Origin of the sequence: Pedobacter puniceum (genome assembly GCF_009674685.1) — a bacterium.
Lineage (GTDB): Bacteria > Bacteroidota > Bacteroidia > Sphingobacteriales > Sphingobacteriaceae > Pseudopedobacter > Pseudopedobacter puniceum.
This window is the reverse complement of record NZ_WKJI01000003.1, coordinates 87,287-100,971: the sequence shown is the minus strand read 5'-3', so window position 1 is coordinate 100,971 and position 13,685 is coordinate 87,287. Positions and strand designations below refer to the sequence as shown.

Genomic DNA, 13,685 nt, shown 5'->3' with positions numbered 1-13,685 from the left:
ATTAAGCCACAAAATTTTATTGCCATGAAATCAGTAAGAAAAATCCTAAATCAAAAAAACAATCATCTTATAAAACTTAGTCCAAATGCGACTGTTTTTGAAGCGCTTCAACTCATGATGGACCATAACATTAGTGCGGTTTTAATAGCTGATGAAAATCTAGAAGGAATTTTTACTGAAAGAGATTATGCCCGTAAAGTGGTGTTGCAAGGTAAATCATCTAAAGAAGTTAAACTTAAAGAAGTTATGACTGCAAACCTGGTAACCATTTCTCCGCAAGACAGTGTTGAGTATTGTATGCAAGTTATGACAGACAGGCATATACGCCATTTACCCGTTTTAGAATTTGGAAATCTGGTAGGAATGATTTCTATTGGCGATGTTGTAAAGTTTGTTATCGAAGATCAAAAACAAACTATCCAAGATTTAGAAAGCTATATCAAGAGCTAAATTAACATGCTAAAAATAAAGAGCTGTTAAAAACTAAAATCTGGTATTTTGGTTATAACAACAGCTATGGCAAAAAAAATTCTTATTACTGGCGGCACAGGCTCGGTTGGTAAAGCACTAACACAATTATTACTTAACAAAGGACATGAAGTTTGCCACCTTTCTAGAAGTAAAGGCAAAAACCCTCGTGTTAAAACTTTTATCTGGGATGTAGAAAATCAGACTATCGATGAAACTTGCATTGATGGTGTAGATACCATTATACACTTGGCTGGCGCTGGCATTGCAGATAGCCGTTGGACAGAAAAAAGAAAAGACCTTTTGATTAAAAGCCGTACAGACTCTATAAAATTGATTTATAGTCTTTTAGCCCAAAAACAACATCAGGTTAAAGAAGTTATTTCGGCCTCTGCTTCTGGCTATTATAGCAACCGTGGCGATGAAATTTTAACAGAAACATCAAAACCTTTAGATGATTTCTTAAGTACTTGCTGCATTTTATGGGAGCAAGCTGTAGACTTAGGTAAAAATTACAATCTACGTATCGTAAAATTTAGAACTGGTGTTGTATTAGATAAAGATTCTGGAGCTTTAGAGAAATTAGCACAACCTATCAAATATGGTATTGGCTCTCCGCTTGGCAATGGTAAACAATGGATTTCATGGTCGCACATAGAAGATGTTGTAAATATGTATGATTTCGCCATAGAAAATGAGCAATTAGAAGGTGTTTTTAACATGAGTTCGCCATTACCTGTCACCAACAAAGAATTAACATACGCTGTAGCTCATCAATTTAAAAAACCTATCTGGCTCCCTAACGTTCCTGCTTTTATTTTAAAGCTTTTGTTTGGAGAGATGAGCTTAGTAGTACTTGGAAGTACCCGCATGGATGTAAAAAAAATACAAGATGCCGGCTTCAAATTTAAATTCCCTGATATCAAATCTGCATTAAAGAATATATATGAATAATTCTAAAATCAGTATCTTTTGGTTTAGAAGAGACCTTAGGTTAAATGATAACGCCGCTTTATACTATGCTTTAAAAGCTAATCATCCTGTTTTACCGCTATTTATTTTTGATGAAGATATACTTTCTAAATTAGAAGATAAAGATGATGGCAGGGTAACTTTTATCCACCAAGAAATCATGAAAATAAGAGAACAACTTCATGGTTTAGGCAGTTCAATAATTATCAAATACGGAAAACCTTTAGAAATTTGGTCGTCCATATTAAAAGAATATGATGTTGCTGAGGTTTACACCAATCATGATTATGAGCCTTATGCTAAAGAAAGAGATAAAAAATTAAATCAGCTATTTCAACAACATCAGGTTTTATTTAAAACCTTTAAAGACCAAGCTATATTTGAGAAGGATGAAATTGTTAAAGATGATGGTTCTCCTTATGTAGTTTTCACCCCTTATAAAAGAAAATGGCTTGATAAACTAAATTCCTATTATTACAAGCCTTATCCAGCAGAAAAATACTTTAAGAATTTTTATCAAACACAAGCTTTAGCCCCTATTACCTTGTCTGATATGGGCTTTACACCAAGCAAATTAAATTTCCCAGAAATAGCCTATAAAAATGTTTTAAATAGTTACGGAGAAAACAGGGATTATCCTGCCAAAAACGCTACTTCCCGTATCAGTTTACATCTTAGATTCGGGACCATCAGTATACGCGAATTGGTAAAGAATGCTTTAAATTATAAGAGTGAATCTTGGTTAAACGAACTGATTTGGAGAGATTTTTATTTCGCTATCATTTGGCATTTCCCTCATTCTGCAACTCAAGCCTTTAGACCCGAGTATGACCAAATAGAGTGGCGTAAAGACGAAGAAGCTTTTAAAGCTTGGTGCGAAGGGAAAACGGGCTACCCTATTGTAGATGCAGGTATGCGAGAGCTTAACGAAACCGGCTTCATGCATAACCGTATTAGGATGGTGGTTGCAAGCTTTCTAACCAAACATTTATTATTAGATTGGCGCTTAGGAGAACGCTATTTTGCCAGAAAACTACTTGATTTTGAACTTTCTAGTAATGTAGGTGGCTGGCAATGGGCCGCAGGTTCTGGTGTTGATGCGGCTCCTTATTTTAGAATTTTCAACCCCTATGAGCAACAAAAAAAGTTTGATAAAGAATTAGCTTATGTAAAAAAATGGGTGCCAGAATTTTCAGATCCTTTTAAATATCCGAAAGCAATCGTAGAACACAAATTTGCAAGAGAAAGATGTTTAAAAGTTTATCAGGAAGGCTTATCTAAGAAATAATTAAGTTGATGCTCTTTCTATTAGTACCGATGGTAAGATAATTTTCTCATCTTTTAGCTCAACTATATTTTTATTTAAAGCATCTAATATAGCTTGAGCAGCAGCTTTACCTATTTCATAAGCTGGCTGTGATACCGTTGTTAAAGGCGGACTTAGTAATGCTGCTGCAGGCATATTGGAGAAAGTTACAACCTTAACATCTTTAGGAATAGACAATCCTAAATCTTTACAAACAGTATAAGTGGTAATTGCCAATCTTTCAACACAAGTAAAAACAGCATCAGGTCTATTAGGAGAGGATAATAGCTTTTTTATAAGTTCATAATTTTCTTCATCGTTTATTGTACAACTTAATACTCTCTTTTGTTCTCCTGTGTATTTATAGTCTTCTAAAGCTCTTAAGCAACCTTGCATCCTTTTCTGATCTACTGATATATTAAGAGATAATGATATGTACGCAATGCGTTGCGCACCTCTTTCAATAAGATGTTCTGTAGCTTTATATGCACTTTCTATATCATTGGTAATTACTTTAACCGTGTTGAGCTTATTAGAAACCCTATCAAAAAATACTATCGGGATTTTCTTTTCTTTTAATCCTCTTAAATGAGAAATATCATGGGTTTCTGTAGCCATACAAATCAATACCCCATCTACTCTACCTTCTAACTTGTTTACTATGCTTACCTCTTTTTGCTGATCCTCATGACTTAAATATATAAGCAATTGATAACCTGCCGTTTGCATGATAGACTCTATGCCATCAATAGCTAAAGCAAAGAAATTATTTGATAACTCTGGAATGATAACTGCAATGGTCTTAGTTTTTTGACTACGAAGACTCATGGCATGAGGGTTGGGCTGATAATTTAATTTTTCGGCTAGATGCTTTACTTTTTCTTTTGTTTCTTGGCTTATTTCATGGCTATTACTTAAAGCTCTAGAAACCGTTGAAACTGATAAATTTAATGCTTTGGCTAGTTCTTTGAGGTTAACTTTACTCATATAAATTCTATAACACCAATATAAGAATAAGTTAAGAAATGTAGAATTGATGAATGTTCAAAAAAAACGGGCGAGTTTATAAGCTCGCCCGTTTAAAATTGGTTTAACAGTTTTTTATGGAGTATTTAAAATAGTTCCATCATTGTTGATATAAACACTATTAACAGCTACTGTGGTAGCAGTCTCATTAGCTGTAGCTCTAGCTGGAATTCCAATTCGGAACTCTCTTCCAATTGGATCCTCAAAATCTGGCCATTGTGCTTTTGCTTTTGTAATCCAATCCTTAATTCCATTACTTCTAAACCATTCCACACCATCAACATGAGCTATAAATGTAAAATCGCTTGTCAAAGAGAAAGTAAATGCTTTTTGTTGTCCGTTTGCTAGCGTAAAAATAGCATTTCTACCACTATTTGCTGTAAAACCAGCAGAAGGATTAATTAAAGGTTCTGGAGATGGAAATACACCAGTATTACCACTAAAAGTAGCTACGCCAGTTGCCGGAGTAAATATTTCATATCTAATTTGAAAGTTATTACCAGTTGCAGCATTAGGGTTAAAAGTCCATCTTATCTCTCTGATATGAGGACGATTAGTATTTCTAGTTGGCTGCACAAAAAACATAGAAATCGTAATTGGCTGACCAGTTCTAAAGAAATTTTTCCATCCTAATTTTGTTTTCACAGAAAAAGGAGCTTTTAACTCAGCTAAGTTTAGAAGTCTTCTCATGTTAGGTGCCGAAGTACTTGCATTTGAAATATCAACAGTACTTAGCTCTGGAGTACTTGAGTTAGAAACAATAGGTATAAAGTCAGAACCTGAATTAGAGTTTAATAAATTAGATTGTAACCAACCTTGTCCTCTAAACATAAAGGTTGCATTCTGGAATTCATCAAAAAAGTATCTAGTAACTCTCATGTTAGTAGATCTTGTTGAAGTTGAACTACCATTTTTGGCAGTAGCTGTTACTACATATTCACCTGGCGTAGTAGGTGCTATCCATACGTTTTCAAAACGGTTTTGTGTTCTAAAACCATCAAAAGAACCGCCTGTCGTTTTCCATTCATAAGTCATACCATCAAGCTCGCCTTCAGTTGAAGCCCACATAAGTACCCTTTCACCAAAATAGTACTCATCTCCTAGTTTATTTAATGAGGTCATTTCGACCATTGTATCTTTCTTACAGCTAGAAAGTAAAATCACAGCCGCAAGTGAACATAATATTTTATCTTTTATTTTCATACTTATAGTCTTTTTATATGCGTTAACACTATGAATTTTACAGTTACGGTGCCGGAACTATATAAGCATTCAACACATGTATTACATTACCTCCATTTGCAAATAGGTTAGGAGTTCTTGGTGTAATAAATGTTGGTCCATCGCCTAATTGTATATTACCGTCTCTATTATCAGTCATTACTATCCTCATTCTAAAGTTCGCATCATAAGTTTCAAAAAACTTAGGAGTTGAAGATAAATTAGCAAAATCCGCTTTACCCTTAATCACATGACGTCTTAGTAATCTAGCAATATCCTCTTTTGGATATTGCGCCCAAGAGCTTCCAGCTACTAATAAACCAAAAGTTGGACTTGTTGGATCTGTATCTGTAACACGGTTACTTGTTCTACCCCAATAACTTGTTGTTGAGGGAACAGTTATTAATGCGTCATTATGTAGTAATAAAAAAGTATTATTTTGAGATTGAAACATTTGCTTAATATCTGCATAAGCAGGGTCTGCATCTAAATAAGCTATAGCATCTATTAATCCTGAGAATAAATCTGGGCGGGATTCTATAAACTCCAATACAGTTTTATTAGTATTATTTTGGAAAAATGAAGTTTCATACTTTCTAGATTTCTGTAGAGGAAACTTCTCGCAACTACCCAGCAGTACTACTGACATTGTAAGTGCGATAACTAAAATTCTTTTTACTTTCATCATCTATATAATTATAGTAAATAAATATTATTCGGAATATGGTGGGTTTTGCTGACCTCTTAACAATGGGTTGGCATTGATAATATCAGAATTAATCGGATATAAAATACGCCCCATGTTAAGGTCAGTATCAAAGGCTACTCCACCAGTTCTACCTTGAAGAATAGGATTCATCACAGATCTTAAATAATCATAGCCAGTACTAGTAAAATCATATGTTCTACCAATTCTGCATAAGTCGAACCATCTCTTACCTTCACCAATAAGTTCAAGTTGTCTTTCTAAAAGTATAGTTCTTTGTATTGCAATACCTACTTGTTCATCTGTACCTGTATAATCAGATCTTTGTGCTTGCACAGTAAATCCAACACGAGATCTTACTTGATTCAAAATTGCTAATGCCTCAGTAAATCTATTTAACCTAGCTAATGCTTCTGCTCTTAACAACATTACATCGGCATATCTATAAATTGGTATTCTAACACTACAATCATTATTATTGATGTAATTGAATTGACCAGTTACTGAGTTTATAGTCATAAATTTACCATATTGATCGTTCAATAAATCGTATTGCACAACATTTGGAGACTCTATGGTATCTACAGATAACCATAGTCTAGCGTCAACTTTACGGCCATTAACTTGTCTATTGTAGTAATTAGCTACTACAGCTGGTCTTATTTTATAATTGCTTGTATTACTTCTAGAACCTAATCGGGCACATACTCCAACACCTTGATTGTTACGCTCAGCAGAATTCCAGAATAAGTTAAATATAGTTTCACTAGAAGACTCTGGTTCAACAAAAATAGTTTTCCATTGAGCAGGGTTTGTTATAAAAGAATAACCTGTGATATTTGAAGAAGCATCAACAGCTGCTTGATACTCTTGGAACCACATATGTACATCCGTTTTAAAAGCAAACACTGCTTGTCTTTGGATATAAAATTTATTTGTTGTATTCCCAATAGTTTGTAACGACTTATCAATATCAGATAAGATTTGAGCTTTAACAGAATCAATCGGAGCCCTTGGATAATATAGCTGTTGATCTGGTCTTGTTACTACTTCATTAACAATTGGAACACGACCCCAAACTCTTAATGCATAAAAGTACATCAAACCTCTTAAAGCATAAGCTTGACCTAATTGATCCCTATATTGATCTGACGCAGCATCAACATTTCTTGCTATCAAATCAGGAAACACCTCTATAGCCATGTTACATAAAGAAATGGTTCTATATAAATCTGACCAATTTGTTACGGCATTCAAATCATTATCGTTTGCGGCTAATGCATTATTAACAAGTTTTGTTTGTGCCGTACCGGTACCTTCTGGTTCGACATTGTCAGACCTTACTTCTCCCCAATCAAAATAATTATTTCTAAGGGTTGTTTGTAAAGAATTATAGATACCCGCCATAAAAGCATTAGCATCATTTCTATTTTTAAAGAACTGACCTGGCTCTATGGAAGATATAGGGTCCTTTTCTATGACGTTACATCCAATAGCACCACTGAATAAAGTAGCAGCGATAAAAAGGATTAAATAATTTATCTTTTTCATAATTTCAATTAAAATGTTGCGTTAAGACCAAATCCGATTTCTCTTCTCTTTGGAAATCTACCATTATCATTACCCGGCTCTAAAACGTTTCTTTGGCCAACTTCTGGATCGAAACCTGAGTAACTAGTCCAAGTAGCCAGATTGTTGCTGAAAGCAAAAATATTTAGGTTGTTTGAGAACACGATTTTAGAGTATTTCTGAGGAAGTTGATAAGTAAATCTTACTGTTTGTAAGCGTATAAATGAACCATCTTCTAAGAAATAACTATTACCCGGTCTTGAGTTGTTTAACGCTAAATTTCTGCTGTAAACATCAGTAACTTGTCCCGGATATTTCCAGATATTAGAAATAACGTAAGGGAATGGAGTTACGTTAGTTGAACTAAACTGAGCATTACTTCTAGCTAAGCTATTATATATTTTGTTTCCAAAACTTCCGAATACGAAAACAGAAACACCAAATCTTTTATAGTTGAAGGTATTGTTTAAACCTAAAGTTAGTTTAGGAATACCTGAACCTAGAATTTGTCTATCTTCTATACTTACATTGTCGTTTCTTACTCCATTAGCATCTGGTAAATTCTCCCAAATTACATCTCCAGCTCTTGCTATAGCACCATCTGTTCTTAATTGTCTAACAACGCCTGTGTAAGGAGTACCATTAGGTAAATTATAACCCGTTAAAATCGGTCTCTGATCTTTACCAAAGAATATGTTACCTTGCGCATCTCTCTGGAATTGAGGTATCAACCTAGTAGCAAAATCTTCTGAATAAGCATTAGACTCATCATAAGCATATATCCCTAAAGCTTTATAACCAAAGAATCTTCCTGCTTCCTCCCCTTCTCTTACTATGTAAAGGTTGTTTAATACTACTTCTCTTCCAGGTAAGTCGGTAATTACGTTCTTGTTATATCCTAAGTTAAGCGTAGTGTTTAAAGTAATTTTTTTAGCTGTGTTTCGTATAGGGAAACCAGAAACCTGCACCTCTAAACCACGGTTTCTAATAGTACCCGCATTTAAGAATACGTTTTCTGGTCTTCCAATTTCTCCAGGTAATACTAGGGCAGTATTAGAAATTAGATCTTTGGTGATTCTTTGGTAATATGAAGCTTCCATAGAAAGTCTCCCTCCAAAGAAAGTTAAATCTAAACCTACATCGGACTGCGTTTGTTCTTCCCATCTGATATTTGGATTACCCATTTGAGGACTAGTTACTACACCACTAACCCCGTTGTAAAAGAAGTTACCAAAAACAAGTAGGTTTCTTGAGGCGAAATCACCAAGGTTTTCTGTACCTTGCTTACCCCAAGTAGCTCTTAACTTAGCATCGGTTAAGAATTTCTTAGACCAACCCATAAATTTCTCATCACTAAATCTCCATGCTGCTGAGAAAGCTGGAAAATTACCCCAGACGTTTTCTCTACCAAAACGAGATGAAGCGTCTCTTCTTAAAACTGCATTAAATAAGTATCTCTTCTTATAATCATAGTTAACCCTTGTCCAGAAACCTAATAAACCATTGGTAGTGGCTAATGAGTTAGTATTACCAGGATTAAACAAACTAACTGCATTTAATGTATTAACGCTCTCTGTAACGAAGTTTGTTCCTGCAACAGAAACAGTTCTTGTTAAAGAATTATCTAATGAAGTGGCTATTTGTGCACTTACAGAATGATCTTTATTAAAAGTCTTAGAATAAGATAAAATGGCATTCGCTTGAAGACGAGTAGTTCTAGCTATACTTTCACTAGCACTACCTACACCTGAAGTATTTAAGAAACCAGAAATAAATGTTCTATTTTGATTAAAATTTAGTGTTGCAGAACCATCTACATGCAATTTAAGAGCATTGCTAATGTTATATTCAAATATCTGACCTAATATACCATTATATCTTGCCCTTTGATTTCCTCTTAATCTAGCCTCTTCTATTGGATGTTTACGACCTCCATTATCAAAAATAGGTCTACCGTCTGGTAAGTATAAAGCTTGAGATGCCGGTCTTTGTGCTGTTTGCGACAATACTTGACCATCATTAATTAAGTTAGCATCAGTATAACCAAATGTTAATCTTGTAGCAAATAATATCTTTTTACTTGGCTTATAATCAATATTTGTTCTAAAAGTAGCTCTCTGCTCTTCTGAAGCCAATATGATACCTTGGTTATCAAGATATTGTATACCAGTAAAATATCTTAAGTTTTCGTTACCGCCACTTATATTAATATCATACTGACCTCTTACACCGGTTTGGGTAATTAAATCCTGATAATCAAAATCATTGTTACGTCCATAAGCAGTAGAGTCATTACGAACTGGATACAAGCCAAAACGAGTTGGCAAATTACTTTGTTCAAAAATTTCTCTTTCTAAACGATTGGCCTGAGGTAATTTGTGAGCCAAAGTACTATAGCTGTTTGTGTATGAAAACCTAACTTGTGGCTTACCAGACTCTCCTTGCTTAGTTGTTATTAGGATAACACCATTTGCAGATCTAGCACCATATACTGCTGCAGATGCTGCATCTTTTAAGATTTCAACAGATTTAATGTCATTAGGGCTAATACCGTTTATATTGTCTACTAAAATACCATCAACCACATATATAGGAAGACCTCCTTCTGGAGAAATAGAAGATACACCACGTATGTTAATGGATGACTCATCACCTGGAGCTCCAGAATCAGTAGCTACACGTATACCAGCAGCAGCCCCCTGCAATACATCAAAAATATTTACAGGAACACGCTCTTCAATTGTTTTGGCATCAACAGAACTGATTGCACCCGAAATATCTCTTTTGGTCTGTGTACCAAAACCAACAACAACAACTTCATCTAACCTACTGATATCTTCTTTCAGTGTTACATTTATCGTTGTTCTTTTATTCACTGCTACCTCTTGAGAAATGAAGCCCAGATACTTTAATTGTAAAACACCATTTGCTGGTGCGTTAATCTTAAACTGACCATTCTCATTGGTTAGCGTACCTGCTGTTGTACCTTTTAAAGTTACCGCCACTCCAGGCAAAGGCAAGCCGCCTTCATCCTTAATGACCCCAGATACACTAATAGTTTGTGCATAAGCGCTAGCTACCATTAAAGGTATCACCAACAAACATAGCACTAACTTTTTTTGAAAAATTAACTTTTGGAAAAAGTCTAGTAGTACTCTTTTTTTCATTTTATTGATTTATAGATTGATTAATTGGTTTTAATTTTTGATGATTCTTTAATCGATGAAGGGATAAAACAAACACGTTTAATCTCTTGTGATTTAACTTGCATGGTAATAAAATTGTAATGGTCTTTGGTTTATTATCAAGGATAGTGTTAACAAGTTATTTAGATTAACATCTATTTATAAGCCCTTTATTCAAATATCGAATAAATAAAGTGCAGATATATATGGCAGATTGGCAAAAGAATATCTCAAATTAACATATAATGCTATGTTAATTTGAGATACTTTTTAAACAAGATAGTGTAAGAACCCACAAAAATTGTGGTCGTAAAGAGGGTGATTAAAGCACAAGAAACTTTAATATTGAGTAAGCTCTCCTCTGATAGAAGTGCGTAGTCTACGCAATAAACGATCTTTAGGATAATTTCTTCCTAATAAATACATGAGCTTTGTAACAGCTGCCTCAAAGGTCATATCGTAACCATTAACAACGCCCATTTTTAATAATTCGCTACTTGTTTCATAGCGCCCCATTTCTACTGAGCCTACTTTACATTGCGAAATATCTAGTATAATTTTTCCGTTTTTGATGGCATTGTCTAACCTATCTAAAAACCATTTTGCGGTTGTAGTATTACCAGCACCAAAACTCTCCATGATGATTGCTTCTGCATCGGAATTTAAAACGGCATCTACAATTTGTGGGCTTATACCTGGATATAACTTTAATACCCCTATATTATTATTTACATTAGAATGTACTTTTAAAATGCAGTTTTCGCATTTTCCAATGGCAGCATCATTATACTTAATATGTACACCTGCTTCTACTAAAACAGGATAATTAGGTGATCTGAAAGCTTCGAATTTGGCAGAGTTATATTTGAAGGTTCTATTACCTCTAAAAAGTTTATTCTCGAAATAGATACACACTTCTGGAACCCGAGCTTTACCATCTGGTAGTTTTGCTGATGCAATTTCTAAGGCGGTAATGAAGTTTTCCTTAGCATCTGTTCTTACCTCAGATATAGGAAGTTGCGAGCCTGTAAAAATAACTGGCTTGGTTAAGCCTTCTAGCATAAAGCTTAAAGCTGATGCAGAAAAAGCCATCGTATCAGAACCGTGAAGAATCAGAAAGCCATCATGATCATCATAGTTATCTTCAATCAACTTTGCTAAAAATGCCCAAATTTCGGGCGTCATATCAGAAGAGTCTATGATTGGGTTAAAAGAATGAACGGTTAATTGATAATCCATCCTCTTTAACTCCGGAACATTCTCTATAATTTGTTCAAAAGTAAATGGCTTGAGAGCGCCTGTTGCCGGATCGGTTATCATACCAATAGTACCTCCGGTATATATGACAAAAATTTTGGTCATCAGGTTGATTTTAATTTTGAACGTTAATTGTTACAAAGAAAAAGAAATAGTTTTTATACACCAAAGATTTCTATTGAATTGGCTGTTGTAATTTCTGCAAGCTCTTCTACAGAAATTTGATGTAAATCTGCTACTTTTTGTGCAACATAAATAAGGTAAGCACTCTCATTAGGCTTTCCCCTAAAGGGTACCGGAGCCAGATAAGGCGCATCGGTTTCTAAAACAATATGCTTTAGATTTATTTGTCTTACTACTTCATCTAAACCAGACTTTTTATAGGTTACAACACCGCCTATTCCTAAGAAAAACCCTAAAGAGATTACTTCTTTAGCCTGTTCTAAATTTCCGCTAAAACAATGAAATATTCCTCTTAGCCTATCATCTCTCATTTCGTGAAGAATGGCTAACACTTCATCAAAGGCATCACGGCAGTGAATAACAATAGGTAAATCTAAATCTTTAGCCCATTGAATTTGCTGTTTAAATGCTTCTTGTTGTAAGTTTATTGTGGTTTTATCCCAATATAAATCTATCCCTATTTCACCAATAGCATAAATTTTTGCATCATGTAGATAAGATTTTATTTTACTTAATTCATCCTCAAAGCCAATTTTAACATCGCAAGGATGCAAGCCCAACATAGGGAAACAGTGGGCTGGATACTGTTTACATAAATCAAAAACCATAGGAATAGATTCATGATCTACATTAGGTAAAAACAATCTCCGCACATGGTTATTGAAACAGTTATCCATTAACTGCTTTCTCTTTTCTATATCCTGCTCATAATAAATATGAGTATGGGTATCTGTCAATATCATTTCTAAAAATCGCTTTCTATATCTTCTAAAAAATGAGCCTTAACAAAAAACCCTTTCTAAAATTAGAAAGGGTTTTTCTTTATTTTTTTGGAGCTTCCGGCGAAACTGGCGTTGCCACACCTTTACCCGGTACAACATTAACCAATTCTATTTCAAACACTAAAGGAGTGAATGGACCAATCATGCCACCTTGCATACCTTGCTCTCCGTAAGCTAATGCAGAAGGAATCAATAAAACTGATTTACCACCTTTTTTCATTTTTAAAACACCTTCATCAAAACCTGGTATCACATTACCTTGTCCAATTACAAGGTTTAATGTAGTGTAAGGCTCTCTCCCTGGGTTGTAAATATTATTCTTTTTAGCAACTTCTGGCAAACTAGTATCAAATACTTTACCTGAAACCAATTTACCTGTATAGTTTACCATTACGCTATCACCCGGTTTTGGTTGCACACCTGTACCTTCTGTTAAAGTAGCTACTTGTAAACCTGAAGGATATTTTTGCGCTTTTAAGCTGTTATCTTTGATGTACTTCTCTAATTTAGGAGCTTCTGCTTTTTTAGCTCTATCACCTTCTGCTTTAAAGAAAGCCTCAATTTTAGATTGAAACTCTTGCTCTTTAGTAGTATCCTTTTTAATTACATCTTCAATTTTAACGGTGTAAATGATATATTTTCCTTTGATACCTTGCGGTCTTGGCTGACCTTTTTTCTCAGCAGAATCGATATCTACTTTAATAGTAGCACTATCACCTTTATTTAGTTTCATGATAGCAGTAAATAAATCGCCATCATACATAGGTTTTGGCACAAAAGTTTGAGATGCTCTATCCATTTCATAAGAATTGTATAAAACAGAGTCACCATCGGTTTTTGCAATTATATTTAAGCTTATAAAATCTCCTTCTTTAATTGAATCTCCTTCAACATCTTCATGAACTTTATAAAGTAAGCCTGATGCACCTTTCTTAAATCCACCGTTACAAGCTGCGAATCCTAACGCTGCTATACTTAAAATCAATAATCCTTTTTTCATTAATTTAATT

General features: G+C 34.4%; 11 protein-coding genes. 3 read left to right on the top strand and 8 right to left on the bottom strand.

Annotated features, from left to right (window positions below):
* Positions 1-24: 24 nt before the first annotated feature.
* From GJJ64_RS11760 to GJJ64_RS11750, 3 genes are all read left to right on the top strand, one after another.
* Entirely contained in the window at positions 25-450 is a 426-nt protein-coding gene (locus GJJ64_RS11760) for a CBS domain-containing protein (protein ID WP_154287981.1), read from the top strand.
* A gap of 66 nt (positions 451-516) precedes the next feature.
* Positions 517-1,422 carry a TIGR01777 family oxidoreductase gene (locus GJJ64_RS11755; protein WP_154287980.1) on the top strand — a complete coding sequence of 302 codons (906 nt, stop codon included), beginning with the start codon at positions 517-519 and terminating at the stop codon, positions 1,420-1,422.
* Positions 1,415-2,728: a cryptochrome/photolyase family protein gene (locus GJJ64_RS11750; RefSeq protein WP_154287979.1), complete on the top strand. Its 1,314-nt coding sequence runs from the start codon at positions 1,415-1,417 to the stop codon at positions 2,726-2,728. Before GJJ64_RS11755 ends, GJJ64_RS11750 begins: the two co-directional genes overlap by 8 nt.
* On the opposite strand, the gene GJJ64_RS11745 is transcribed toward GJJ64_RS11750, so the two are convergent.
* From GJJ64_RS11745 to GJJ64_RS11710, 8 genes are all read right to left on the bottom strand, one after another.
* Positions 2,729-3,733 carry a LacI family DNA-binding transcriptional regulator gene (locus tag GJJ64_RS11745; protein WP_154287978.1) on the bottom strand — a complete coding sequence of 335 codons (1,005 nt, stop codon included), beginning with the start codon at positions 3,731-3,733 and terminating at the stop codon, positions 2,729-2,731.
* 114 nt (positions 3,734-3,847) lie between these two features.
* Positions 3,848-4,894, bottom strand: coding sequence for a hypothetical protein (locus tag GJJ64_RS11740; protein WP_195759281.1), 1,047 nt, complete (start codon positions 4,892-4,894; stop codon positions 3,848-3,850).
* Between the two features lie 124 nt (positions 4,895-5,018).
* Positions 5,019-5,681: a hypothetical protein gene (locus GJJ64_RS11735; protein ID WP_154287976.1), complete on the bottom strand. Its 663-nt coding sequence runs from the start codon at positions 5,679-5,681 to the stop codon at positions 5,019-5,021.
* A gap of 24 nt (positions 5,682-5,705) precedes the next feature.
* Complete coding sequence (locus GJJ64_RS11730; RefSeq protein ID WP_154287975.1) at positions 5,706-7,250, bottom strand: RagB/SusD family nutrient uptake outer membrane protein; 1,545 nt, start codon at positions 7,248-7,250, stop codon at positions 5,706-5,708.
* 8 nt (positions 7,251-7,258) lie between these two features.
* The gene (locus GJJ64_RS11725; protein ID WP_154287974.1) at positions 7,259-10,435 is read right to left on the bottom strand and encodes a SusC/RagA family TonB-linked outer membrane protein; all 3,177 of its coding nucleotides are present in this window, start codon (positions 10,433-10,435) and stop codon (positions 7,259-7,261) included.
* A gap of 357 nt (positions 10,436-10,792) precedes the next feature.
* Positions 10,793-11,815 carry an asparaginase gene (locus GJJ64_RS11720; protein ID WP_039451085.1) on the bottom strand — a complete coding sequence of 341 codons (1,023 nt, stop codon included), beginning with the start codon at positions 11,813-11,815 and terminating at the stop codon, positions 10,793-10,795.
* 53 nt (positions 11,816-11,868) lie between these two features.
* A complete protein-coding gene (locus GJJ64_RS11715) occupies positions 11,869-12,636 on the bottom strand; it encodes a TatD family hydrolase (RefSeq protein WP_154287973.1) in 768 nt (255 codons plus the stop codon).
* A gap of 79 nt (positions 12,637-12,715) precedes the next feature.
* Positions 12,716-13,675: an FKBP-type peptidyl-prolyl cis-trans isomerase gene (locus tag GJJ64_RS11710; RefSeq protein ID WP_154287972.1), complete on the bottom strand. Its 960-nt coding sequence runs from the start codon at positions 13,673-13,675 to the stop codon at positions 12,716-12,718.
* Positions 13,676-13,685 lie beyond the last annotated feature (10 nt).